The 25,060-nt window shown below is 60.4% G+C and carries 24 protein-coding genes; 19 read left to right on the forward strand and 5 right to left on the reverse strand.

What is annotated here, in order from left to right:
• Nucleotides 1-122 precede the first annotated feature (122 nt).
• Entirely contained in the window at nucleotides 123-2,225 is a 2,103-nt protein-coding gene (locus G0Q00_RS01135) for a malate synthase G (RefSeq protein WP_163035594.1), read from the forward strand.
• Nucleotides 2,226-2,233: 8 nt separating this feature from the next.
• Entirely contained in the window at nucleotides 2,234-2,662 is a 429-nt protein-coding gene (locus G0Q00_RS01140; RefSeq protein WP_163035596.1) for a heme-binding protein, read from the forward strand.
• 32 nt (nucleotides 2,663-2,694) lie between these two features.
• Here the strand turns inward: G0Q00_RS01140 and G0Q00_RS01145 are convergent, their stop codons facing one another.
• Complete coding sequence (locus G0Q00_RS01145; protein ID WP_203564874.1) at nucleotides 2,695-3,204, reverse strand: fasciclin domain-containing protein; 510 nt, start codon at nucleotides 3,202-3,204, stop codon at nucleotides 2,695-2,697.
• Nucleotides 3,205-3,372: 168 nt separating this feature from the next.
• On the opposite strand from G0Q00_RS01145, the gene G0Q00_RS01150 reads away from it, so the two are divergent.
• From G0Q00_RS01150 to G0Q00_RS01160, 3 genes are all read left to right on the forward strand, one after another.
• Nucleotides 3,373-3,975: a helix-turn-helix domain-containing protein gene (locus tag G0Q00_RS01150; protein ID WP_203564875.1), complete on the forward strand. Its 603-nt coding sequence runs from the start codon at nucleotides 3,373-3,375 to the stop codon at nucleotides 3,973-3,975.
• A 53-nt stretch (nucleotides 3,976-4,028) separates the two neighbouring features.
• Nucleotides 4,029-4,784, forward strand: a complete 756-nt coding sequence (locus G0Q00_RS01155; protein WP_163035598.1) for a gamma-glutamyl-gamma-aminobutyrate hydrolase family protein — start codon at nucleotides 4,029-4,031, stop codon at nucleotides 4,782-4,784.
• A gap of 107 nt (nucleotides 4,785-4,891) precedes the next feature.
• Complete coding sequence (locus G0Q00_RS01160; RefSeq protein WP_163035599.1) at nucleotides 4,892-5,344, forward strand: cytochrome c; 453 nt, start codon at nucleotides 4,892-4,894, stop codon at nucleotides 5,342-5,344.
• 110 nt (nucleotides 5,345-5,454) lie between these two features.
• On the opposite strand, the gene G0Q00_RS01165 is transcribed toward G0Q00_RS01160, so the two are convergent.
• The gene (locus G0Q00_RS01165; RefSeq protein WP_163035601.1) at nucleotides 5,455-6,594 is read right to left on the reverse strand and encodes a pyridoxal phosphate-dependent aminotransferase; all 1,140 of its coding nucleotides are present in this window, start codon (nucleotides 6,592-6,594) and stop codon (nucleotides 5,455-5,457) included.
• 297 nt (nucleotides 6,595-6,891) lie between these two features.
• On the opposite strand from G0Q00_RS01165, the gene G0Q00_RS01170 reads away from it, so the two are divergent.
• Both G0Q00_RS01170 and G0Q00_RS01175 read left to right on the forward strand, forming a co-directional pair.
• Nucleotides 6,892-7,614, forward strand: coding sequence for a DsbA family protein (locus tag G0Q00_RS01170; RefSeq protein ID WP_239058291.1), 723 nt, complete (start codon nucleotides 6,892-6,894; stop codon nucleotides 7,612-7,614).
• A 90-nt stretch (nucleotides 7,615-7,704) separates the two neighbouring features.
• Entirely contained in the window at nucleotides 7,705-9,045 is a 1,341-nt protein-coding gene (locus G0Q00_RS01175) for an N-acetylmuramoyl-L-alanine amidase (protein WP_239058292.1), read from the forward strand.
• 70 nt (nucleotides 9,046-9,115) lie between these two features.
• Here G0Q00_RS01175 and G0Q00_RS01180 read toward each other — a convergent pair whose 3' ends face one another.
• Nucleotides 9,116-10,546 carry a Glu/Leu/Phe/Val dehydrogenase gene (locus G0Q00_RS01180; protein ID WP_163035606.1) on the reverse strand — a complete coding sequence of 477 codons (1,431 nt, stop codon included), beginning with the start codon at nucleotides 10,544-10,546 and terminating at the stop codon, nucleotides 9,116-9,118.
• Nucleotides 10,547-10,967: 421 nt separating this feature from the next.
• Here G0Q00_RS01180 and G0Q00_RS01185 point away from each other — a divergent pair, with 421 nt between their 5' ends.
• The 4 genes from G0Q00_RS01185 (at nucleotide 10,968) to G0Q00_RS01200 (ending at nucleotide 15,753) form a co-directional block, all read left to right on the forward strand.
• Nucleotides 10,968-11,879, forward strand: a complete 912-nt coding sequence (locus G0Q00_RS01185) for a pirin family protein (protein WP_163035608.1) — start codon at nucleotides 10,968-10,970, stop codon at nucleotides 11,877-11,879.
• Nucleotides 11,880-12,087: 208 nt separating this feature from the next.
• Nucleotides 12,088-12,546, forward strand: a complete 459-nt coding sequence (locus G0Q00_RS01190; protein WP_163035609.1) for an isoprenylcysteine carboxylmethyltransferase family protein — start codon at nucleotides 12,088-12,090, stop codon at nucleotides 12,544-12,546.
• Between the two features lie 176 nt (nucleotides 12,547-12,722).
• Nucleotides 12,723-14,294: a Re/Si-specific NAD(P)(+) transhydrogenase subunit alpha gene (locus tag G0Q00_RS01195; RefSeq protein WP_163035611.1), complete on the forward strand. Its 1,572-nt coding sequence runs from the start codon at nucleotides 12,723-12,725 to the stop codon at nucleotides 14,292-14,294.
• Nucleotides 14,295-14,307: 13 nt separating this feature from the next.
• Nucleotides 14,308-15,753 (forward strand): NAD(P)(+) transhydrogenase (Re/Si-specific) subunit beta, encoded by a 1,446-nt coding sequence (locus G0Q00_RS01200; RefSeq protein WP_163035613.1) that lies wholly within the window; start codon nucleotides 14,308-14,310, stop codon nucleotides 15,751-15,753.
• Between the two features lie 55 nt (nucleotides 15,754-15,808).
• Here the strand turns inward: G0Q00_RS01200 and G0Q00_RS01205 are convergent, their stop codons facing one another.
• Together G0Q00_RS01205 and G0Q00_RS01210 are read right to left on the reverse strand one after the other, a co-directional pair.
• Nucleotides 15,809-17,128 (reverse strand): MFS transporter, encoded by a 1,320-nt coding sequence (locus G0Q00_RS01205; protein WP_163035615.1) that lies wholly within the window; start codon nucleotides 17,126-17,128, stop codon nucleotides 15,809-15,811.
• A 7-nt stretch (nucleotides 17,129-17,135) separates the two neighbouring features.
• Nucleotides 17,136-17,393: a metal-sensing transcriptional repressor gene (locus G0Q00_RS01210; RefSeq protein ID WP_163035622.1), complete on the reverse strand. Its 258-nt coding sequence runs from the start codon at nucleotides 17,391-17,393 to the stop codon at nucleotides 17,136-17,138.
• Between the two features lie 112 nt (nucleotides 17,394-17,505).
• Here G0Q00_RS01210 and G0Q00_RS01215 point away from each other — a divergent pair, with 112 nt between their 5' ends.
• From G0Q00_RS01215 to murB, 8 genes are all read left to right on the forward strand, one after another.
• Nucleotides 17,506-18,423, forward strand: coding sequence for a DMT family transporter (locus tag G0Q00_RS01215; RefSeq protein ID WP_163035624.1), 918 nt, complete (start codon nucleotides 17,506-17,508; stop codon nucleotides 18,421-18,423).
• 171 nt (nucleotides 18,424-18,594) lie between these two features.
• Nucleotides 18,595-19,764, forward strand: coding sequence for a putative lipid II flippase FtsW (gene ftsW / locus G0Q00_RS01220; protein ID WP_163035626.1), 1,170 nt, complete (start codon nucleotides 18,595-18,597; stop codon nucleotides 19,762-19,764).
• The gene (gene murG, locus G0Q00_RS01225; protein WP_163035628.1) at nucleotides 19,761-20,858 is read left to right on the forward strand and encodes an undecaprenyldiphospho-muramoylpentapeptide beta-N-acetylglucosaminyltransferase; all 1,098 of its coding nucleotides are present in this window, start codon (nucleotides 19,761-19,763) and stop codon (nucleotides 20,856-20,858) included. Before ftsW ends, murG begins: the two co-directional genes overlap by 4 nt.
• Before the next feature lie 24 nt (nucleotides 20,859-20,882).
• The gene (murC, locus tag G0Q00_RS01230) at nucleotides 20,883-22,280 is read left to right on the forward strand and encodes a UDP-N-acetylmuramate--L-alanine ligase (protein ID WP_163035630.1); all 1,398 of its coding nucleotides are present in this window, start codon (nucleotides 20,883-20,885) and stop codon (nucleotides 22,278-22,280) included.
• A 101-nt stretch (nucleotides 22,281-22,381) separates the two neighbouring features.
• Entirely contained in the window at nucleotides 22,382-23,578 is a 1,197-nt protein-coding gene (locus G0Q00_RS01235; RefSeq protein WP_163035632.1) for an APC family permease, read from the forward strand.
• Complete coding sequence (locus G0Q00_RS01240; protein ID WP_163035634.1) at nucleotides 23,575-23,814, forward strand: DUF2484 family protein; 240 nt, start codon at nucleotides 23,575-23,577, stop codon at nucleotides 23,812-23,814. The genes G0Q00_RS01235 and G0Q00_RS01240 overlap by 4 nt, the downstream gene beginning before the upstream one ends.
• Nucleotides 23,811-24,050 carry a DUF2484 family protein gene (locus G0Q00_RS01245; protein ID WP_163035636.1) on the forward strand — a complete coding sequence of 80 codons (240 nt, stop codon included), beginning with the start codon at nucleotides 23,811-23,813 and terminating at the stop codon, nucleotides 24,048-24,050. Before G0Q00_RS01240 ends, G0Q00_RS01245 begins: the two co-directional genes overlap by 4 nt.
• Before the next feature lie 3 nt (nucleotides 24,051-24,053).
• A complete protein-coding gene (gene murB, locus G0Q00_RS01250) occupies nucleotides 24,054-24,986 on the forward strand; it encodes a UDP-N-acetylmuramate dehydrogenase (protein ID WP_163035638.1) in 933 nt (310 codons plus the stop codon).
• Nucleotides 24,987-25,060: the final 74 nt, after the last annotated feature.

Raw genomic sequence — 25,060 nt, forward strand, 5'->3', positions numbered from 1 at the left:
AGTCCTTTGTGGGGGGGGTCAGATAAGTGATCCTTAACCGAGGTCAAAATAAACACACTTGCGCATCTGTTTCGCATCGGAAACTCTATGGATGCATGCAGAGGTATACGAAGGGTTTCGACATGAGCGACTATATTGAACGGGCAGGGCTTCAGGTTCATCGCGAACTGAGCCAGTTTTTGGAAACACGAGCACTGGTCGATACTGGGCTGGATCAAGACACGTTCTGGACCGGTTTCGCGCAGATCCTGACCGATCTGGCCCCGAAGAACCGCGCTCTGCTTGAAAAGCGCGCAGAGCTCCAGCGCCAGTTGGATGACTGGCATAAGGCCCGCGCGGGTCAGCCCCACGACGCCGCTGCATACCGCGCCTTTTTGGAACAGATCGGATATCTGGTGCCGGAAGGGCCGGACTTCGCCATCGAGACCGAAAACACCGATCCCGAAATCGCGTCGATCCCCGGTCCGCAGCTTGTGGTGCCGATCATGAATGCACGCTACGCGCTGAACGCGGCGAATGCGCGTTGGGGAAGCCTCTATGATGCGCTTTATGGCACGGATGCTTTGGGCGATCTGCCCGAGGGAAAGGGCTATAACCCGGCCCGCGGTGCCCGTGTGATCGCAGCCGCCAAAAGTTTTCTGGACGGTGTTCTGCCGCTGGCCGATGGCAGCTGGGCCGAAGCCATGCGGATCGGAAACACGCCGCCTGCCTTGGCCAACCCCGGCCAGTTCTTGGGGGGGCGTGATCAACTCTTCTTTTATGAAAACAATGGCTTGAAGATCGTCCTTGAATTCGACGACACGACCGAAATCGGTGCATCGGACCCGTTGGGGCTGTCGGATGTTCGACTGGAAAGCGCCATGTCCGCGATCATGGATTGCGAAGACAGTGTGGCTGCGGTGGATGCCGATGACAAGGTGCTGGCCTATTCGAACTGGCTGGGTCTGATGGACGGAACTCTGTCAGAAGAGGTCTCGAAGGGCGGCAAAACGTTCGAGCGGAAACTGAATGACGACCTGACGTTCGATGGCCCCGATGGCGAGGTCACGCTGAAGGGCCGCGCCCTGATGCTGGTGCGCAACGTGGGTCACTTGATGACCAACCCGGCGATCTTGCTGCCTGATGGTGCGGAAGTGCCCGAGGGGATGATGGATGCTGTGGTCACCACGCTCTGCGCCATGCATGATCTGAAGCGGGATGGCGGAAACTCGGTCACCGGATCGGTCTACGTCGTGAAACCCAAGATGCACGGTCCGCAAGAGGTCGCCTTTGCGGACGAAATCTTTGATCGGGTCGAGACGCTGTTGGGCCTGCCGCGTCACACTGTGAAGCTGGGCATCATGGACGAAGAACGTCGTACCTCGGCGAACCTGAAGGAATGCATCCGCGCCGCGAAACACCGCGTGGCCTTCATCAATACAGGTTTCCTTGACCGCACCGGGGATGAAATTCACACTTCGATGGAAGCGGGTCCGATGATCCGCAAGGGCGACATGAAGAATGCTGCGTGGATTGCCTCTTACGAGGATCGCAACGTGGATATCGGTCTGGCTTGCGGCCTGAAGGGGCGGGCGCAGATCGGCAAAGGCATGTGGGCCGCGCCGGATCGGATGGCGGATATGCTGGACCAGAAGATTGGTCACCCGATGTCGGGCGCGAACTGTGCTTGGGTGCCCAGCCCGACGGCTGCAACCCTGCATGCCACGCATTACCACCAAGTGGATGTGCTGGCCCGTCAGGAGGAGCTTCTGGACGGCGGTGCGCGTGGCACGCTGGAAGATCTGCTGACGATCCCTGTGGCCGCGGGTGTGAACTGGTCCGAAACCGAGATCAGCGAAGAAATCGAAAACAACGCTCAAGGTATTCTGGGCTATGTGGTGCGCTGGGTGGATGCAGGTGTTGGTTGCTCGAAAGTGCCGGACATTCACGACGTGGGCCTGATGGAAGACCGTGCGACCTGCCGGATCTCCAGCCAAGCGCTGGCGAACTGGCTGCATCACGGTGTTGTCTCGGAAGACGAGGTGATGGCCGCTCTGCGCAAGATGGCTGTGAAGGTCGATGAACAGAATGCGGGTGATCCCAGCTATCAACCGATGGCACCCGGCTTTGATGGTGTGGCATTTCATGCCGCCTGCGACCTTGTGTTCAAGGGCCGTGTGCAGCCGTCGGGTTATACTGAGCCCGTGCTGCATGCACGTCGCTTGGAAAAGAAAGCAGAGGCTTGAGGGAAGATATGGATCGTATCACACAAGACGCCGCACGCGTCATTATTCACGACACGATGGCCTATGGCCGCGAAAAGGGCATGAAGCCGCTGTCGGTGGTCGTCGTTGACGCCGGCGGGCATGTGCTGGCGTTTGAGCGTGCTGACGGGGCGCCTCCCGGTCGGTTCGATATTGCACGCGGCAAGGCCTATGGCTCGGTCATGCTGGGCATCGGCGGCACCGCGCAACGCGACCGCGCCGAGGCGCAGGCTTACTTCATCGCGGCAGCCGGCGCGGCCTATGAGGGCAAGCTGGTGCCGGTGCCGGGTGGTATTCTGGTGCGCAATGACTCGGGTGATGTGATCGGGGCCGTGGGTGTCACTGGCGACACGTCAGAGAATGACCTCGAGGCCGGATCGGTCGGGATTAAAAACGTGGGGCTTACCCCTGACGGATAAGCCCCTCGCAATGGTATCCATAGCCTGACGCGTTACATCGCGTCGGGCAACAATACTGCGTCGATGACATGGATGACGCCGTTCGAGGCCGCGACATCGGCGGCGACAACTTTTGCACCGTTGATCATCACAGCATCGCCGTCGACCTTCACGGTCACATCCGCACCGTTTACTGTCGTGGCCGCATCAATCCCCATGACATCCTTTGCCATGACCGCGCCGGGGACGACGTGATAGGTCAGGATCGCGGTCAGCTTGTCCTTATTTTCGGGCTGAAGCAGCATCTCGACCGTGCCATCGGGCAGGGCGGCAAAGGCGTCGTCCGTAGGGGCGAAGACTGTGAACGGGCCGTCACCTTTCAGCGTTTCAACGAGGCCCGCCGCGCCCAAAGCGGCCGCAAGGGTCGAGAAGCTGCCGGCTGACACAGCGGTATCAACAATATCGGCGCCGCCATTGGCGAAGGCAGGTGCGGCGGTCATCGGGGTGATGGCTACAGCTATGGCGAGGGTGATCTGTTTCAGACTGGGACGTTTCGAGAACATGGTGAGCTCCTTTAGGGTTGTGAGTCCGATTTGCCGGACGTGATAGAAATTTTATCCATTGGCAAAATGGCTGGCGCCAACCCACGTTTTCGTGATATGAATGTTTCTTGCGTATGGGGAAAATACCCCTGCAATGCTTAACCCAGATGCAACGTTCAAAGGTGACCAATGTTGTCAGAAACCCTAAGCGACCAGATCGAGGCCTATCGAATCGGCCCTAAATTGCAGCGCTTGCGGCGTGAAAAGGGCTTGGGGCTGGCGCAGTTGGGCGAACATACGGGGCTATCTGCGGGCATGTTGTCCAAATTGGAGCGTGGGATTCTGGTGCCAACGTTGCCCACTCTGGTGCGGATTTCTCTGGTCTTCGGCGTGGGGCTGGACCACTTCTTTGCCCCTGAAGATGCGCAGCCCGTATGTGAATTCATCCCCGCTTCTGACCGATTGCGGTTGCCAGTGAATGGCCCCGATGGCGTGGCCTATCTGTTCGAAAGCCTCGACTACCCGGTGAAAGGGCGCCCCTTGGAAGCATACGTTGCTGAATTCCCCGAAGGGGCGATACCAGCACCCGCCCATGCGCATGCTGGGGTCGAGCTGATCTATGTGCTGGAGGGGCAAGTCAGCGTCCGGGTACATGGCCGCCGATATGACATCGCAACGGAGGATGCGTTCTATTTCGATGCGGGATTTGACCACAGCTATGAAAATACCGGCGAAGGGGATGCGCGCGCGTTGATCGCGCTCACAGCGGAACGTGAACAATACGGGGTTTGAACTTCCGCGCACGCTCCTTTAATCACATTCAGTAGGTTGAAAGCGGAGCACACATGAAACGCCCCACCGTCGGCATCATCGGCAATTCCTATCTGTTGAATGACAGCTATCCGACCCATGCGGGCGGCACGATGAATTCCGAGGCCGTGTCTCAGGTCGCGGGCTGTCTGCCCCTGATCGTTCCCACTGATCCGCGCTTTGTCACCGTTGATGAACTGCTCGAAACCTGTGACGGTTTCCTGTTCACCGGCGGGCGTCCGAATGTCCACCCCGAGGAATATGGCGAGGATGAAACCGAGGCGCATGGCGAATTTGACCGCTGCCGTGATGCGATCACGCTGCCTCTGATCCGCGCCTGCGTTGATCGCGGCCAGCCGTTCTTCGGGATATGCCGGGGCTTTCAAGAGGTCAACGTGGCGATGGGCGGCTCGCTTTATCCAGAAATCCGCGAGCTTCCGGGGCGGATGAACCACCGGATGCCGCCAGATGGAACGCTGGACGAGAAATTCGCGATCCGTCACGACGTGCATTTCGACAAGGGTGGGGTGTTTTGCGATCTGCTGGGCGAAACTGTGCGCACCAACACGCTGCACGGGCAAGGGATCAAGACCTCGGGCCCACGCGTGATTATTGAAGGCCACGCCGATGACGGCACGCCCGAGGCGATCGTGATCAAGGACGCGCCCGGCTTTACGCTGTCGGTGCAGTGGCACCCGGAATACCGCGCTGCGGATGACCCGGTCTCGCGCGTGTTGTTTACCGCGTTCGGGGATGCGGTGCGGGCGTGGGCTGCGGGTAAGACCGCCTGATCACATCCCCGTGACTAGGCCGGTTTGCACCGGTTCACCGTTGACCTTCCCCCTGCTGGAACCCGTATCGCTGGGTCAAATACCATTTGGACAAGGACGGGATCTAGATGAAATCAGCGTACTTCTATGGCGCTATGGCAGTTGCCGGAATTGCAGTGGCGGGGTGGATCGGGTTTGGCACGTCCCCTGATGCGCCTGTGGTCAAACAGTCTGACAGTACGTCCCAATCTGATGCGGCCCCGGTTGAGATGGTGCAAGTGGCACTGCCTGAACTGGGCAATGACTTTGCGATTGGTGCCCGCGCGTTCTCAGCGAAATGTGTGGCCTGTCATGGGCCATCGGCCGGCGGGGTAGAGGGGGCAGGTCCGCCGCTGATCCACAAGATTTATGAACCGTCGCATCACGGGGACGCCGCGTTTTTCCGCGCTGCCGAACTGGGTGTCCGCGCGCATCACTGGCCATTTGGCAACATGCCCCCGGTCGAGGGCATCACCCGTGCCGAAATCGCTGAGATCGTGAAATATCTGCGCGCGGTTCAACGCGCCAACGGGATCCTCTGAACGCGAGAAGAGCCCCAGCAATCTGGGGCTCTTCTGACGATCATTTAGCGACGCTTAACGTGCCAGGTCCAAGACACGGGTATTGGCGGCGTATGGTGTTTAAAGCGATGTCAGCGCTGTTCCATGAACCGCTTCAGACGCGTCAGCCCCTCGCGAATATCTTCGGTCGAGCGGGCATAGGAAAAGCGCAGGGTTTGGTGGCCGCGAATGGGATCGAAATCTATGCCCGGGGTGACGGCGATGTCGGTTTTCTCGAGGATCTCAGCGGCGAAGGCGCGGCTGTCATCCGTGTGGTCGCTGACATCGGCATAGATATAGAACGCCCCGTCCGGCGGAGCGATCTTGTCGAAGCCTGCTTTGGGCAGCTCATCAAGCATAAGCTGTCGGTTGGTCCGGTAGGTGGCTAGATTGGCGTCCAGCTCGTCTCGGGCATTTAGGGCGCCGAGGGCTGCGATCTGGCTGGCATGGGGCGGACAGATGAACATGTTCTGGGCCAATCGCTCGACCGTGCGGATGTGATCCTCGGGGACCACCATCCAACCCACACGCCACCCGGTCATCGAGAAATACTTCGAGAAGCTGTTGATCACGTAGATGTCATCGGACACTTCCAGCGCCGAAATGGCGCGGTCTTCATATTGCAGACCGTGATAGATCTCGTCAGCAATGAAGCTGGTGTTCTTGGCGCGACACGTGTCGATTAGCCCTTCCAGCGCGGCGTGGTCCAGCATGGTGCCTGACGGGTTCGCGGGCGAGGCGGTGATCAGCCCGGCAAGCCCGTCGGGAATGTCGGACGGCACCGGTTGCAGGCGGTTTTCAGGCTTGGTGGGCAGCCCAACCGGGGTTAAGTCCAGCGCCTTCAGAATTTGCCGATACGACGGGTAGCCCGGCTCGCCCAGACCGACCTTGTCGCCCGCATCGAACAGCGCGGTGAAGGCCAGAATGAAGGCGCCCGAGCTGCCGGGGGTGACCACCACGCGTTCGGGGTTCAGATCAATATTATACCAGTCTTTATAAAGCTTTGCGATACCTTCGCGCAGGGCAGGCAGACCCAGTGTGACAGTATATCCCAGTGCGTCGCGTTCCATTGCGTCGACCAAAGCTGTGCGCGCCGCGGTGGGGGCGGGCGTCGACGGCTGTCCGACCTCCATATGAATGATGGGTCGGCCCTCGGCCTCGGCGGCGCGGGCGGCTTCCATGACGTCCATGACAATAAAGGGGTCAACGTTACCACGGGTCGAGTTTCTCATCTGGTCCTCATTGCGGTCTCGGCAGAATTGGGCGGCGCAGGGCGGTGCCCAAGCGTGTCGTCTGCCTGCCTGTCTCCTCCGGTGAAGTCAAGCGGCTGTGGGGGCGTTGCGAAGGCTTTTCCATGCGCAGAATGGCTCCGTTCCGTGCGCAGACGTGACGCAATGGTTGGCAGCACGCGCGCCATAGATTACATCCAAGTTAACTTTGAATATAAAAGCCCCTGTGGGGCACCCAGACAGGATCCTGATCGCATGCCCTTTTCCTTTTCCCTGCGCAAAGTTGCCTTGACCGCAACCATGATCGCAGCAACGACCCTGCCGGCCAGCGCGCTGGATATGACCAACCTGTCGGATGACGAACGCAACGCCTTGCGCGACGAAATCCGCGCCTATCTTCTGGAAAACCCCGAAGTGATGATCGAGGTCTTCGCCGTGTTGGAGCAGCGTCAGGCGCAAGAGCAGGTCGAGCAGGACAAGACCTTGGTCCAGGTCAATGCCGAGGCGATCTTCAACGATGGGTTCTCGCATGTGATGGGCAACCCGGAGGGCGACTATACGATTGTCGAGTTTGTCGATTACCAATGCGGCTTTTGCCGCAAGGCCCATACCGTGCTGCAAGATCTGCTGGCCGCCGACGGCAACATTCGTCTGATCCTGAAAGAGTTCCCAATCCTCAGCGAAGCCAGCCTGATGTCGGCGCAATTCGCCATTTCCGCCCAGCAACAATTCGGTGCCGAGGCCTATGAGGCGCTGCACAACGAACTGATTACCCTGCGCGGCAATGTGACCGAGGAACGCCTGGTCGATCTGGCCGACGATCTGGGACTGGATGGCGCGGCCATCGCGGCGGGTATGTCCTCGGACGAGGTGCAGCGCGTTCTGACCGAGAACCGCGAGCTGGGCAAACGCCTGCAAGTGACCGGCACGCCGGCCTTTGTGATGCAGGACACTATGGCGCGTGGCTTCATGGAACTAGACCAGATGCAACATATCATCTCTGCGGGCCGCGCTGCGCAGTAAGCTGCGTCTAAGGGGCAGGGCAGTAAGAAGTCAGGACAGATGACCGTTCAAACGCTTGGAAGCAAATGTAAGACTTGGCTGGCATGCGCCATGCTGGCTGTGCTCTGCCCTGTGATGGCCGCAGCCAGCGATCTTGCGCCTGAAACCTCGCTACACCCCAAGGCGCGTCCCGGCGCCGCGTCCGTTCAGGAGACAACCGAGGCACGGAGAAGTGACGCACCTGTTCTGACCATTCCCACGCAATCCCCGGCGACGCTGAGCGGCTTGGCCTTCCTAGCAGGCGATGGCGTCACGCTCGAGGACCGGTGGCGCGGTGTTGCCATCGAAGTGCCGATGACGCAGGCGGTGCCGTGGCGCGTGTTCACCTTGGACGCCCCCCGACGTCTGGTGCTGGACTTCTCCGAGCTGAACTGGCAGGGCATTGATATCCCTCTGCTTCTGGCGCAAGGCGACTGGTTTACTGACATTCATGCAGGGCTCTACCGACCCGGCTGGACGCGGATCGTTTTTGGGTTGGCTGCGCCGGTTGAAGTGGTGTCGGCCGGCCTGTCCACGCAGGAACAACCGGTGAGCGTGTCCCAGCGTGTCGAAGGCGCACGCCTGCGCGTTGAATTGGCGGCGGTCTCGGGCGCGGATTTTGCCGCGAAGGCGGGGGCACCCAAGGATGCCTTGTTTGACCGCCCCGCACGTCCCATGCCGTCCCCCAAAACACGCCAGCGCGGAGTGGGTGATGTGACCGTGGTGCTGGACCCCGGGCATGGCGGCATCGACCCGGGTGCCGAGCGGGATGGTGTGGTCGAGGCCCATCTGATGATGCGCTTTGCGCGTGAGTTGAAGGAAGAACTGGTGCGCGCCGGAGGCTTCAACGTGGTCCTGACCCGTGATCGCGACGAGTTTGTGCCACTGGAAGAGCGCGTGTCCATTGCCCGCCGGGCAGGCGCCGATGTCTTCCTGTCGCTGCACGCTGACGCTCTGGCGCAGGGGCGGGCGACCGGCGCAAGCGTGTACACGCTGTCGCAAGAGGCTTCCGACGAGGCATCGCGCAAGCTGGCCGAGCGTCATGATCGCAGCGATATTCTGGCGGGTGTAGACCTGTCGCAGCAGGATGATGCGGTGGCATTGGTGCTAATGGATTTGGCGCGGGCTGACACGGCACCGCGCGCTGAGGATTTGGCAGACAGCCTTGTCGAGGGGATCCACAGCGCCACCGGATCGACCTATAAGACGCCGCGCATGCAGGCCGGGTTCTCGGTCCTGAAAGCGGCGGATATTCCGTCGGTTTTGATCGAGCTGGGCTTCCTGTCCTCTGAACGGGACCGAAAGCTTCTGACCTCGCGTGAGTGGCGCGCCGATGCCGCACGTGGCATTCGCGAAGCGCTGCAATACTGGGTGTTGCAAGACGCCGGGAAAGCTGAGCTTCTACGTCAATAGCGCTTCATATGATATTGTAATTAAAAGAATGCGGCCACCCTTGGGGTGGCCGCTTCTGTATTTATCCAGTCTATAGACCTTTGGCACGATAGCTGGCCGCGATACGGTCGATCGCCACGATAAAGGCCGCCATTCGCAGGTCATCGACGTCCTCGCGTGAATGCCATACCTCGCGCATGGACTGATAGGCCACGCGCATGGTGTCATCCAAACCCGAGCGCACCAGCTCCAGCTCGTCCGCGCCGCGCAGATACTTGTCCTTGAACGCGGGCGACATTGACCAGGCATCGCCCAGATAGCGGTCCAGACGCTCCAGCTCGTCTACGACCAGCTGGTGGCGCGCCTCTTCCTGGCGGCGCTGCATGCGGCCAAAGCGGATGTGGCTTAGGTTCTTGACCCACTCGAAATAGGACACGGTCACACCGCCCGCGTTGGCATAGAGGTCAGGAATGATCACTGTCCCCTTGTCGCGCAACACCTTGTCAGCACCCGAGGTGATCGGGCCGTTTGCGGCCTCGATGATCAGGGGGGCCTGAACACGCTCGGCGTTGGTCAGGTTGATCACGCCCTCAAGCGCGGCCGGGATCAGGATGTCGCACTCGATTTCCAGCAGCTCGGCACCGTTTTCAACGTATTGTGCATCCGCAAAGCCCTTTACGCCACCATGGCCCGCAATCCACTGGTGGACAGCCTCAACATCCAAGCCGTTGGCATCGTACAAGGCGCCATCACGCTCGATGACCCCGATGATCCGCGCGCCGTCTTCGTGCGCCAGAAACTTGGCGGCGTGATAGCCCACATTGCCCAGCCCCTGTACGACGATGCGTTTGTCTTTCAGTTTGCCATCCAGTTTGGCCAGCTTGACGTCTTCGGGATGGCGGAAAAACTCGCGCAGGGCATATTGCACGCCGCGGCCGGTCGCTTCGACCCGGCCCGCGATGCCGCCAGCGTGGGGCGGTTTGCCGGTCACACAAGCGCGCGCGTTGATGTCGGTGGTGTTCATGCGGGCATATTGGTCCGCGATCCATGCCATCTCGCGTTCGCCGGTGCCCATGTCGGGGGCAGGGACGTTTTGCGACGGGTTGATCAGGTCACGCTTGGCCAGCTCATAGGCGAAACGACGGGTGATCAGCTCGAGTTCATGCTCTTCATACTCGCGCGGATCGATGCGTAGCCCGCCTTTCGAGCCGCCAAACGGGGTTTCCACCAACGCGCATTTGAAGGTCATCAGAGAGGCCAACGCCTCGACCTCGTCCTGATCCACAGAAATGGCATAGCGAATACCACCTTTCACAGGTTCCATATGCTCTGAATGGACAGAGCGATAGCCGGTAAAGGTCTTGATCTCGCCCCGCAGACGCACGCCAAAACGGACCGTGTAGGTCGCGTTACAGACCCGGATCTTTTCTTCCAGGCCAGAGGGCAGATTCATCAGGGACGCCGCCCGATTGAACATCAGTTCAACGGACTCTCGAAAACTCGGCTCATTCGTAAGGGACATTTTGTACCTCTGTACAGGTTTTGCATTGCTTTGCTGCGATGCCGCAGAATCGTTTTCTACTGCGACACTACGACACAGAGGTTATGAAGAACTGACCAAAGTACCAGCCCCAACATACCCGACCGAATGGTCGTGAAATGCTGGGTGCTGTTTTCCATTTGCCAAAAACAACCTATAAACGAATGAGTGGAATTAATGCTGCGGGCGAATGTGTGTGCTGCGCGTGTCAATGGGCTGATTTCCCGTGCCGGAAAGTCACGTCGACAGATTGCCCGACCTCGTGGTCGCAAGAGGCGGTCGGGCAGGGCGTGGGTGTGTCTGTGCATTTCTGAACGCATTGCTGTTCAGTCGTGCGTGTTGTGCGATTGGGCGCGGATCACTAGCTTCTAGGCAGACACAATGCCAAGGAAGCGAGGTTCCCATGTCCATTCGTCCAGTCCTCTCTGCGGATCAGTCAAAGCCTACGCTGGAAGGGGCCGGGGTGCATCTGCACCGCGCCTTTGGGTTCCATGATCCCAAGGCCTATGACCCGTTCCTGCTGTTTGACGATTTCCGCAACGACGATCCCCGCCTGTCCGAAAAGGGGTTCCCGTGGCATCCCCATCGCGGCATTGAAACCATCACCTATGTTCTGGCTGGCGAGGTCGAACACGAGGACAGCCTTGGCAACAAGGGTCGGTTGGGGGCGGGCGACATTCAATGGATGACCGCCGGGTCTGGCATCATGCATCAGGAAATGCCTCACGCGAACACGAAGGGGCAGATGCACGGGTTCCAATTGTGGGCCAACCTGCCGCGCGATTTGAAAATGACCGCGCCCAACTATCAGGACGTCCCCTCGGTCGAGATCCCAGTGATCGAAGAAGACGACGGCAGCAAAGTGCGCGTGATCGTCGGCAACTTCTGGGGCCGGTCTGGTCCGGTCGACGGGATCGCGGCCGATCCGCTCTATCTGGATGTCAGCGTGCCTGCGGGCGTCACCAAGACCCTGCCGGTTGATACACGGCGACAGGCTTTTGCCTATGTCTTTGAAGGGGCAGGGGCGTTTGCCGACGCGGCGGCACCTCAGGGTGTTCTGCTGGAAAAAGAGGTGATGGGGCAGGAGGTCAACATTCGTGATCTGTCAGGCAATCGTACCGTGATCCGCTTTGGCGCAGGGGATGACGTGCGGGTGCAGGCTGGTCCCGAGGGCGTGCGCTTCCTTCTTGTCGCTGGCGCGCCGATCCGCGAGCCTGTCGCGTGGCATGGACCTATTGTCATGAACACGAAAGACGAGCTGCGCCAAGCCATGAGTGATCTGCGGAACGGTACATTTATCAGGCCCGCGCATTAAAGTGTTTCGAGATTAAGTTGGGCCGCAACGTGATCTCGAAACACCCGCAAGATCGCAAGCTCTCGGGTGTTTCGCCTCATTGGCGAGGGGCAGTGACGAGGCGAAACGCATTAGACCAATGTCGCAATCAGTTTTGATTGCGTCGGTCATTGCATAAATCTGACGAATTGTTACAAGGGCAGGAACGCTGCCCTTTTTAACTGATATCATGTCCCGACTGCTCCGCCTTGTTGATCTCCCCCCGATCTGGTTGATCGCGATGGCCGCCGCGGCCTTCGGGCTGGATCGCATGGTGCCCGGGCTTGGGTTCGGGCTGGAGTGGACACGCTGGCTGGGCAATGGGCTGGTCGGATTGGGCATTGGCGTGATGGGTTTGGCCATGTGGGAGTTCCTGCGCGCACGCACCACCATTATTCCCCGCCAGACCCCGACGGCGTTCCTGCAGTCCGGCATCTACCGCCTGACCCGCAACCCGATCTATCTGGGCGATGCGCTGGTCTTGGGCGGGCTGGTTCTGCGCTGGGATGTGCTGCCCGCATTGATCCTTGTGCCCATCTTCACAAGAATCATCACAACACGCTTCATCATAGGAGAAGAGGCTGGACTGACCGCTTTATTTGGTGATGAGTTCAAAAACTGGGCCGCGACCGTGCGTCGCTGGCTATAAATTGCTGCAAAGCGGCATTGCGCCGCGACGCGCTGTCGCGTATTGAAATAATATTGTCGCAATGACTGCCGAAACGATAGCTTCTTGCGCAGCGGATGCGTATAGAATGCGCCATGAAACCGCCGGGGCCGAGGGATGACCCCTCGTTCGGCACACGACGGGAGAAGGAAGAGACTGTGAAAATCGGTGTACCCAAGGAAGTATTTGAGGGCGAAAACCGGGTCGCAATGACGCCGGAAAGCGCCAAGATGCTGCAAAAGCTGGGCTATGACTGCGTTATCGAGACCAAGGCCGGTGCGGCTGCAGGGTTCTCGGATGCGGTATATAAAGAAGCAGGTGTCGAGGTCGTAAAGACCGCTGCCGCGCTTTGGAAAGCTGCAGACATCATTGCGAAAGTGCGTCAGCCAAATGATACCGAGCTGAAGCGCCTGAGTGCGGACAAGACGCTGATCAGCTTCTTCAATCCGGGTGGCAATGAGGACGGACTTGAGAAGGCCAAGAAGTCCGGCGCAAGCGTCATCGCGATGGAAATGGTGCCGCGTATTTCGCGCGCGCAGAAAATGGATGCTCTGTCGTCCATGGCAAACATCGCAGGCTATCGTGCCGTGATCGAAGCCGGGAACAACTTTGGCCGTTTCTTCACCGGTCAGGTGACCGCCGCTGGTAAGGTTCCGCCCGCCAAGGTTCTGGTTGTCGGCGCTGGTGTTGCCGGTCTGGCCGCCATTGGTACCTCGACCTCGCTGGGTGCGATCACCTATGCGTTCGACGTGCGCCCCGAAGTGGCCGAGCAGGTTGAATCGATGGGCGCCGAGTTCGTCTATCTGGACTTCGAAGAAGAGCAACAGGATGGTGCCGCCACCGGTGGTTACGCCGCTGTGTCGAGCCCCGAATTCCGCGAAGCTCAGCTGGCCAAGTTCCGCGAACTGGCCCCCGAAGTTGACATCGTCATCACCACCGCGCTGATCCCCAACCGCGAAGCCCCAAAGCTGTGGCTGAAGGATATGATTGACGCGATGAAGCCGGGCTCGGTCATTGTTGACCTTGCGGCCGAAAAAGGCGGCAACGCCGAAGGCACCGTGATGGACGAGAAGGTCGTGACCGAAAATGGCGTGACCATCATCGGCTATACCGACTTCCCGTCGCGCATGGCCGCGCAGTCGTCGTCGCTTTACGCCAACAACATCCGTCACATGATGACCGACCTGACGCCTGAAAAGGACGGCGTGGTCAATCACGACATGGAAGATGACGTGATCCGTGGCGCGACCGTGACCCATGAAGGCGAGATCACGTTCCCGCCGCCGCCCCCGAAGGTGCAGGCCATTGCGGCCAAGCCCAAGGAAGTGGTGCCGGAACTGACACCGGAAGAGATCAAAGCGCAGGAAGCGGCAGCCTTCAAGGCGCAGACCAAACAGCAGGTGACCCTGCTGGGTGTCGGTGGTGCGCTGATGCTGCTGGCCGGCCTTTATGCGCCTGCCAGCTTTATGCAGCACTTCATCGTGTTCGTTCTGGCTGTGTTTGTGGGCTTCCAGGTGATCTGGAACGTAAGCCACTCGCTCCACACGCCGCTGATGGCTGTGACCAACGCCATTTCGTCGATCATCATCCTTGGGGCTCTGATGCAAATCGGCTCGGGATCGTTCCTTGTGATCATCCTTGCCGCCGCATCGGTCTTTATGGCCGGGATCAACATTTTCGGCGGCTTCCTCGTGACACGGCGCATGCTCGCCATGTTCCAGAAATCGTAAGGGGGTAGAGATCATGGAATTTGGTTTCACCACGGCTGCATATGTTGTTGCAGCAGTTCTGTTCATCCTCTCCCTTGGCGGTCTGTCGGGACAGGAAAGCGCGAAACGCGCGGTATGGTATGGCATTGTCGGCATGGCGCTGGCGGTGGCTGCAACCCTGATCGGCCCTGGTGCTGGTCTGTGGTGGCTGTCGATCCCGCTGATCGCCGCGGGTGGCGTCATTGGCTACCAGCTGGCATCGAAGGTCGAGATGACCCAGATGCCGGAACTGGTGGCAGGTATGCACGCGCTGGTCGGTCTGGCCGCTGTCTTTGTAGGCTTCAACGCCCACTTTGAAATCGGCAACGCCGCCGAGGCTCTGGCCATCGGCAAAGATGCCGTGAAAGAGCTGGGCAGCTTCGGTCAGCTGATTGCCAAGAAATCGGCTGTCGAGATCAACATCCTGTTGGTCGAACTGTCGCTGGGCGTCTGGATCGGTGCCGTAACCTTCACCGGGTCGGTTATCGCATATGGCAAACTGTCGGGCAAAGTGACCTCGTCGGCTGAAAAGCTGCCGGGTGGTCACATGCTGAACGCCGGCGCGGCTGCGCTCTCGGTCATCTGCCTGATCTGGTACCTGAACACGGCAGCCTTCCTGCCGCTGATCATCCTGACCATCGCGGCGCTGTTCATCGGCTATCACCTGATCATGGGCATCGGCGGCGCCGACATGCCGGTGGTTGTATCGATGCTGAACAGCTACTCGGGCTGGGCGGCTGCGGCCATCGGCTTCTCGCTGGGCAACGACCTTCTGATCGTTGTGGGCGCGCTGGTTGGTTCGTCGGGTGCGATCCTGTCCTACATCATGTGTAAGGCGATGAACCGTTCGTTCGTCAGCGTTATCCTTGGTGGCTTTGGCGGTGGCGCGGATGGTCCGGCCATGGAAATCGACGGCGAACAGATCGCCATCGACGCCGATGGTGTGGCGGCTGCACTGGATGAAGCCGACAGCGTGGTTATCATCCCCGGTTACGGTATGGCAGTGGCACAAGCCCAGCAGAACGTGGCCGAGCTGACCCGCCGTCTGCGCGCCAAAGGCAAGAACGTTCGCTTTGCAATCCACCCGGTTGCTGGCCGTCTGCCCGGTCACATGAACGTGCTGCTGGCGGAAGCCAAGGTGCCCTACGACATCGTGCTGGAAATGGACGAGATCAACGACGACTTCCCGGAAACGGATGTCGCCATCGTCATCGGCTCGAACGACATCGTGAACCCTGCTGCACAGGAAGACCCCAACAGCCCCATCGCCGGCATGCCGGTTCTGGAATGCTGGAAAGCCAAACAGGTCTTCGTGTCGAAACGTGGTCAGGGTACCGGTTACTCGGGCATCGAGAACCCGCTGTTCTTCAAAGAGAACACGCGCATGTTCTATGGTGACGCGAAGCAGTCGCTGGATACGCTCTTGACGATGATCCAGTAAGACTTACGAACTTATGTGAAGCGCCCCCGATTTCGGGGGCGTTTTGCGTTTGGGCTTAGAAATGCGAGTCCCACTGCGGATGCGCCTCGTCGATGACCAGCGCATGGGTGTGGCGACGATGCCCTTTTAGATGCGGATGATCCAAGGGCAGGTTGTCATGGGTATGGGCAACCTCGACCGGGTCATCTGCGGGCCAGAATCTCAGGGCTGCGATGATTCCAATGAGCGCGAGCGTGGCGAGGATCAGCAAGGCGGGGATGGTTCCAAACGCGGTCATCAGCCAGCCCGACAGCGGATAGGTCAGAAGCCAGCAGGCGTGAGACAGAGCGAACTGGGCGGCAAAGATCGCCGGGCGGTCCTCGGCATGGGCGGATCGCGCCAAGAGGCGGCCCGAGGGCGTCAGTACCGTGGAATAGCCCAATCCGATCACGGCCCATGCGATCAGTAGGGCGGGCCAACTCAGCCCCCAGACCGCGATCACCGTGCTAAGGCCCAGAAGGGTAGCCGCCATCAGGCCCGCGCCGCCAAGCATCAGCGGGCGCTCTGGGGTGACGTGCAGGATGCGGGGCAGGGCGATGGCCGCCAGCATGCTACCCAATCCGAAAGCAAACATGGTCCAGGCGAGGGCGCTTTCCTCCAGCCCCAACTGGCTGCGCACCAACACGACCGAGTTCACCAACACCATCGCACCCGCGCTGGACACCGCAAGATTCAGTCCCAGCAGCCCACGCAGACGCGGGGTGGCCAGATAGATGCGGATGCCAAGTGTGGTGCGCGCGTAAAAGCCCCGCGGTGCGGCAGGTTTCGGGTCGGGCAGGCGTACGGACATCACCATCAGGGCCGAGATCAGGAAGCCCAACGTCGTGCCCAAAAACAGGCTGTTATAGCTGGCAACCGCAAGGATCAGCGCGGCCAGTGTGGGTGACAGGATGTTCTCAAGATCAAAGGCCAGCCGGGACAGCGACAGTGCCTTGGTGTAGTGCTCCTCATCTGGCAACACCTCGGGAATGGTGGCCTGAAAGGTCGGCGTAAACGCGGCCGAGGCCGCTTGCAGCACGAAAATCAGCCCATAGACCTGCCACAGCGTCGTGGCGAAAGGCAGGCAGAGCACCACGGATGCGCGGATCACGTCCAACACGACCAGAAGGGCACGCCGGTTCACCCGGTCCGCCATCGCGCTGGCAATCGGCGCCAGCCCCACATAGGCGATCATCTTGATGGTGAAAATCGTGCCCAGAACCAGCGCCGCATTTTCGCCCGCCAGATCATAGGCCAGAAGCCCTAGCGCGACGGTGGCGAGCCCCGTGCCCATAAGGGCCACGACCTGCGCCAGAAACAGGTTGCGATAGGTGTGGTTGCCAAGGACCTCGAACATCGGCGCCTCACAAATACCGGGTGATGGCTTTCAGCTCGACCACTGCTGCCGACGTCTCGTCCCCCAGACAGTGATCCAGATGGTCGTGAATCAGCGCTTGTTTCGCGTTGCGAATGGCGCTCTCAACCGCTTGTAATTGCTGGGCAAGTTCGACGCATGGGCGGCCTTGGTCGATCATCTCGATCACGGACCTTAGATGTCCATCGGCGCGTTTTAGACGGGCGGCGATTTTCGGGTGACTGGCATGGGTGTGTGGCTGTGTCATGTCGCAAGTCTATCCCCCGGGGGAGGATGCGGCAAGACAACGCGACACCCGTCCGCCAAAACTGGACAACGGTTTCGCTTTCCACCCGCGGATCAAGCGCGTATGCGGGGGTATGACCCCAAATCGCGGCATACTTCTGAAGCTCGGATCGGTAGCGTTCTTCATGTCCATGCAGGCCATGATCAAAGCTGCGTCCGGCCATTTGCCCCCGGGCGAGATCGTCTTCTTCCGCTCGGTCTTTGCACTGCCGGTGATCGCCGCGTGGTTGGCTTACGAGGGGCGGTTGCATTCGGCCCTGCGCACTCAACAGCTTTGGGGGCATGTCAGCCGGGGTACCGTCGGCGTCATGGCGATGGGGCTGAACTTTACCGCCGTGGCGTATCTCACCCTGCCAGACATCACGGCGATCCTTTACGCGTCGCCGATCATCACGGTGATCCTTGCAGCGATTTTTCTGGGCGAGCAAGTGCGCGCGGTGCGGATAGGGGCGGTGCTGGCAGGCCTGCTTGGTGTCTTGATCATCATGTGGCCGCAGCTTCAGGGCTGGGGCGAGGGTGATGACCTGCGGGCCTTCGGGGCAATGTTGGCGTTGTCCGCGGCCTGTTTCATTGCGGTCGCGAAGATCCTAGTACGTAAACTGGTCGGTGTGGATCCGCCCTCGACCGTGGTGATCTATGCATCCTTTACCGCGATTGTCCTGTCGCTGCTGACCTTGCCGTTCGGCTGGGTTTGGCCCACGGGGCCGGAATTCGCGCTCCTGCTGGCCGCAGGGCTCGCGGGTGGTGTCGGGCAGCTGATGCTGACCACCGCCTATACCCATGCCGAGGCATCGACGATTGCCCCCTTCGACTATTCGTCAATGATTTTTGCGCTTGCCTTTGGCTATCTCATCTTCGGAGACTTGCCCACCGCGCAAACCCTACTGGGTGCTGGGATCGTGATTTCTGCCGGTCTGGTGATCATCTGGCGCGAGGCGCATCTCGGCAAAGACCGCTCGAAATCCCGCGCTGCCCAGGCACCAAGCGGGTGATCGCCGACGGGCCGTGCAGCCCATGTAAAATCACTGGAAATATTGGCGAAACTCTCTTATTCTAGCGGCAAGACCTCGCGTAAGACGGGGCCACAGGCACCGGCACCAAAAACCCGCAAAGGGATGGGCCGGATATTATGAGCGGTACAGATAGATAGCAGGCGGTTATTCATGACTGAAATGGTGTATGGCGCGGTTCCCGCACAAAGCGGCGACCCCATTCTTCCCCGTTGGTGGCGTACGATCGACAAGTGGTCGGTCTCGTGCATCCTGATCCTTTTCGGTATCGGCATTCTTCTGGGGCTGGCGGCCTCGCCGCCCTTGGCCGAGCGTAACGGGCTGGATTATTTCCACTATGTTGAACGCCAGATGGTCTTTGGCATGGCCGCCCTGATCACCATGTTTGCCTTCACCTTGATGACCCCGCAGATGGTGCGCCGTCTGGGCGTGCTTGGGTTTCTGGTGGCGATGGTCGCCGTAATGCTTCTTCCCGTGCTGGGCACTGATTTCGGCAAGGGCGCCACGCGCTGGTATTCGCTGGGCTTTGCCTCGGTCCAACCGTCTGAGTTCCTGAAGCCCGGTTTCGTGGTCGTCGCCGCGTGGCTGATGGCCGCGAGCCAAGAGATCAACGGCCCGCCTGGACGCGCAATGTCCGCGGGGCTGGTCACCGTGATTGTGCTGTTCTTGGCGATGCAGCCGGACTTTGGCCAGTCGGCGCTTATCCTGTTTGGCTGGGGTGTGATGTATTTTCTGGCAGGCGCACCGATCCTTCTTCTGGTCGGCGCAGCCGGTCTGGTCGTTTTGGGCGGCACCTTCGCCTATCACAACTCGCAACACTTCGCGCGCCGCATTGACGGCTTCCTGAATCCCGAGGTCGATCCGACAACTCAGCTGGGCTATGCCACCAACGCTATCCGCGAGGGCGGCTTCTTTGGCGTTGGCGTGGGCGAGGGGCAGGTGAAATGGTCGCTGCCTGACGCGCACACAGATTTCATCATCGCCGTCGCCGCCGAGGAATACGGCCTGCTTCTGGTCCTGATCATCATCGCGCTTTACGCCACCATCGTTGTCCGCAGCTTCCTGCGTCTGATCCGCGAGCGGAACACGTTTATCCGTCTGGCGGGCTCGGGCCTTGCCGCCATGTTTGGCGTGCAGGCTTTGATCAACATGGGCGTGGCGGTGCGCCTTCTGCCCGCGAAAGGCATGACCTTGCCGTTTGTCAGCTATGGCGGCTCGTCTTTGATCGCCGGGGGTATTGCACTTGGCATGCTTTTGGCCTTTACCCGCACGCGGCCGCAGGGCCGGATGCAGGACGTATTTGCAAACAGGCAGGGCCGATGACGACTGAACAACCGCTTCTTGTGATTGCTGCCGGGGGAACCGGTGGCCACATGTTTCCCGCGCAGGCCTTAGCCGAAGCGATGCTGCGCAAAGGCTGGCGGGTGAAGCTATCCACTGATGCACGCGGTGCGCGCTATACCGGCGGCTTCCCCCATGTGGTCGAGATCGAGCAAGTCTCGTCCGCGACCTTCCAACGCGGCGGCATCGTGGCGAAAGCGCTGGTGCCCTTCCGCATCGGGGCTGGCGTTCTGGGCGCTGTGATGAAAATGCGTCGGGACCGTCCGAAAGCCGTTGTGGGCTTTGGAGGCTATCCGTCGATCCCTGCCTTGGGCGCGGCCAAACTGCTAAACCTTCCCCGCATGATCCACGAACAAAACGGCGTGTTGGGGCGTGTGAATACGATTTTCTCAACCCGCGTGACCCGTGTGGCCTGTGGCACATGGCCGACCGACCTGCCCGAAGGTGTCGAGGGCGTCTATACCGGCAACCCGGTCCGGGGTGCTGTCATGGCCCGTCAGGGCGCGGGCTATATCGCGCCGGGCGACTATCCCATGTCCATCCTTGTGATCGGCGGCTCGCAGGGCGCGCGGGCTTTGTCTGACCATGTGCCTGCAGCATTGGCCGCCTTGCCGGATCATCTGCGCCGCCATATCTCGGTTAGCCATCAGGCGCGTGATGAGGACATGGAGCGGGTCAGCGCGTTCTACGCTGATCACGGCATCCGAGCCGATGTACAAAGCTTCTTCAATGACATTCCCCGCCGCATGTCCGAAGCCCAGCTGGTGATCAGTCGGGCTGGGGCCTCGTCGGTCGCAGATATCTCGGTCATTGGCCGCCCGTCGATCCTAATCCCGCTACCAACTGCCACGGATGACCACCAGACCGCCAACGCGCGCGGATTGGTGGATGCAGGTGCCGCAATCCTGATGCCTGAAAGCATGTTGACGCCTGACAGTCTGGCCGAACAGGTCGCACTGGTTTTGGAAAACTCCGAGGGCGCTGAACAAATGGCCCGCGCCGCACTGGCCCACGGTCGCCCGGATGCGACGGATGCGCTGGTCGCGCTGGTCGAGGATTTGGCCGCGCAGGCCTAAGTATTGAATTCGAAGGATAAATAGATGAACGCAGCAGCCACCAAGCTTCCCACTGAAATGGGCAAGATCCACTTTGTGGGCATTGGCGGGATTGGTATGTCGGGCATCGCCGAGGTGCTGCTGAACCATGGCTATCAGGTGCAGGGCTCCGACCTGAAGGCCTCGAAAATCACTGATCGTCTGAAGGATCTGGGGGCGGAGATCTTTGTCGGCCAGCGCGCTGAGAACCTTGAACATGCCGAGGTCGTGGTAATTTCGTCCGCGATCAAGCCGGGCAATCCCGAGCTGGACGCCGCCCGCGCCCGTGGCTTGCCTGTGGTGCGCCGGGCTGAGATGCTGGCCGAGCTGATGCGCCTGAAATCGAACATCGCCGTTGCGGGCACCCATGGCAAAACCACCACCACGACAATGGTGGCCGAGCTTCTGGTGCATGGGCATATCGACCCGACCGTGATCAATGGCGGCATCATCCACGCCTATGGCTCGAACGCACGAATGGGGCAGGGCGAATGGATGGTGGTCGAGGCTGACGAAAGCGACGGCACCTTCAACCGTCTGCCCGCCACGATTGCCATCGTGACCAATATCGACCCCGAGCATATGGAGCATTGGGGCGACTTTGACACGCTGCGCCAAGGCTTCCTTGATTTCGTGTCGAACATCCCGTTTTACGGACTTGCCGTTTGCTGCACCGACCACCCCGAAGTGCAGGCGCTGGTCGGCAAAGTCACTGACCGTCGCGTCGTGACCTATGGCTTCAATGCGCAGGCCGACGTGCGCGCGGTGAACCTGACCTATAAGGCGGGTGTCGCGCATTTCGATATCGAGCTGAACCACGAAGGCACCAAGATCGAAGGCTGCACCCTGCCGATGCCGGGGGACCACAACGTCTCGAACGCGCTGTCAGCCGTCGCGGTCTCGCGCCATCTGGGCATGAAACGCGACGAGATCCGCGAAGCCCTTGCCAGCTTTGGCGGCGTGAACCGTCGCTTCACCAAAGTGGGCGAGGTGAACGGCGTTACCATCATCGACGATTACGGCCACCACCCGGTCGAAATCGCCGCCGTCCTGAAAGCCGCCCGTCAGGCGACCGAAGGCCGGGTGATCGCGGTGCACCAACCCCACCGCTATTCGCGTCTGCATGACCTGTTCGAGGACTTCTGCGCCTGCTTCAACGAAGCAGACGTTGTTGGCATCGCCGAGGTTTTCGCAGCTGGCGAGGACCCGATCGAAGGCGCGTCCCGCGATGATCTGGTCGCCGGACTCGTCCGTCACGGCCACCGCCACGCGATGGCGGTCATTGACGAAGATGCGCTGACTGCACTGGTGAAAGAACACGCCGAACCGGGTGACATGGTGGTCTGTCTGGGCGCGGGCACGATCAGCGCATGGGCGAACAATCTGCCCGCGCGATTGGGGTAAGGCCCTCTTTACGCAAGGGTTTGCTTGAACAGGGCTTCGTTTCGTGATGGTTTGAAAACCGCGCGACACCTTAAGATATTGTTTTGCCGACAGGTGACTTGATGAAACCCGCCCCTCTAAAGCGAAATCTCGGCCTTGGTCTTCTGACTATGTATGGCGTCGGCGTCATGGTCGGGGCGGGGATCTATGTGCTGGTCGGCGCAGTGGCGGCCGAGGCTGGGGTCTGGGCGCCTTTGGCGTTTCTGCTGGCGGGGCTGATCGCGGCACCATCGGCGCTCAGCTACGCGGAGCTTAGCTCGCGTATTCCCGAAGCCTCGGGCGAGGCGGCCTATGTCGAGAAAGGCCTGAACAGCCACCTTTTGGCGGTTCTGATCGGTTTGGCGATCGTGCTTGCTGGTACTGTATCCGCCGCGGCGGTTCTGCGAGGCGGTGTTGGTTACCTAACCGCCTTGGTCGATATTCCAAGCGAATGGGCCATTGTCGGGATTGGCGTTGCCTTGACGCTCGTGGCGCTTGTGGGCGTTTTGGAGAGTCTGTCGCTGGCCGCCATCTTCACGGTGATCGAGGTTCTGGGCCTGATCGCGGTGGTCTATGCCGGGTTCACCGCACCTCCGGTCGCTGTGCTGATCGACCTGCCCGAGATCTATTGGCCCGGTGTTGCAGGCGCCGCAGCCTTGGCCTTCTTTGCTTTCATCGGGTTCGAGGACATGGTGAACATGGCCGAAGAGGCCAAAGACCCAACCCACACCGTCCCCCGCGCCATTCTGATTGCCCTCGCCATCACGACCTTGCTCTACGCGCTGGTGTCCTACGCGGCAGTGCGTGCGGTGCCGGTGGACGCTTTGGCAAGCTCGGGTCGTCCCTTGGTGTTGGTGTGGGAAAGCAGCTTCAGCGCCTCGCCTGCCGTTCTTGGGGGCATCGCCGTGATCGCTGCGCTAAACGGTGTGCTCGCGCAGATCGTGATGGCGGCCCGCGTGTTGTTCGGCCTTGGACGGCGGGAAAAGCTTCTGTCGGTCTTCTATCGCGCCCATCCCCGGTTTGGCACGCCCGCTTTGGCGACGGTGCTGTTGGGGGCAGGGGTGATCGGGGCCGCGCTGGCCTTGCCGGTGTCTGAGCTGGCGAATGTCACCTCGACCGTGCTGTTGATCGTGTTCGCGGTGGTGAACATCGCGCTGATCGCTTTGAAACGGATGCAGCCCAACGCCCCGTTCCGAACTGCCGTCTGGGTGCCTTGGTTGGGCCTGATCGGCGCTTTGGCTGCCTTGGCCGCGTCCTTCCTGACAGGCGCCACACATTGAGCCCGTCTTTGATCGCAGGCGCTCTCTGGGCCATTGCCGCAACAATTGTCGCGCTATTGCCAATGCGGATGCAGTTCCCTCCGGGGATCATTCTGCTGATCTCGGCACCGTTCCTGATCCTCTGGATCGGAGCGACCCATGGTTGGGTATGGGCTGCGCTGGGGCTGGCCGCTTTCCTGTCCATGTTCCGCCGTCCGCTCTGGTACCTGGCCCGAAAATGGACGGGACGCCTATGACGCTATCCCTGATCCTCGCCTGCCTTTGGGCGGTCATGGCGCAGGTCATCGCGCTGACGCCCTCGCGCGATCATCACTGGCGGGTGGCTTACGTCTTGATTGCCGTGGGCATTCCGCTATTGGGATACGTGATTTACGAGAACGGCCCGTGGGTGGGGCTGCTGGTTCTGCTGGGCGCGATGTCGATCCTGCGCTGGCCGGTGATCTACCTGACCCGCTGGCTGCGCAAGAGGTGAGATATGGCCCGTCCTGACGAAATCGAGATCCGTGGCAGCCTGATGGCCGATAAAGAGCTGGCCGGGCTGACATGGCTGCGCGTGGGCGGCCCTGCGGACTGGCTGTTCATGCCCGCCGACGAAAACGATCTGGCGCATTTCCTATCGGAACTGGACGCCGACATTCCGGTCTTTCCCATGGGCGTCGGATCGAACCTGATCGTGCGCGATGGTGGCATCCGAGGTGTCGTAATCCGTATGGGGCGCGGCTTCAACGGGGTCGAAATTGACGGCCAGATGGTGACGGCAGGTGTCGCGGCGCTGGATGCGCAGGTTGCCAAGAAGGCCGCGGCCGAGGGCGTTGACCTGACCTTCCTGCGCACCATTCCGGGGGCAATTGGCGGCGCGGTTCGCATGAATGCTGGCTGCTATGGCTCTTATATTGCTGATGTTTTTCAATCTGCCACGGCCGTCACGCGGACCGGCGAACGGGTGATGCTGACCGCCGATGATCTGCAATTCCAATACCGTCAAAGCGAGCTTCCGGACGGGTGGGTTGTGACCAGAGCCGTCCTGAAGGGTCCCGCTGGCGATCCCGAGGAGCTTGCCGCGCGGATGGAGGCTCAGCTGGCCAAACGTGACGAAACTCAGCCCACAAAAGACCGCACGGCTGGATCGACTTTCCGCAATCCGGCGGGCTTCAGCTCAACGGGCCGGGAGGATGACAGCCATGAATTGAAGGCTTGGAAGGTGATCGACGAGGCCGGAATGCGTGGCGCGACGCGGGGTGGGGCGCAGATGAACCAGATGCACTCGAACTTCCTGACAAACACGGGCGACGCCACCGCTGCCGACCTTGAAGGACTGGGCGAAGAGGTCAGAAAAAAGGTTTACGAACACAGTGGCATAGAGCTACAATGGGAAATCAAGCGCGTAGGCGAACCGGCGGCAGAATAATCCGGGCGTAACACGCGGAAATGACGGTCAAAAAGGCCGGAAATTGAGGGGTCGGGCAGGCCCTGATAACCGAA

Source organism: Aliiroseovarius sp. PrR006 (assembly GCF_010500215.1).
GTDB lineage: Bacteria > Pseudomonadota > Alphaproteobacteria > Rhodobacterales > Rhodobacteraceae > Aliiroseovarius.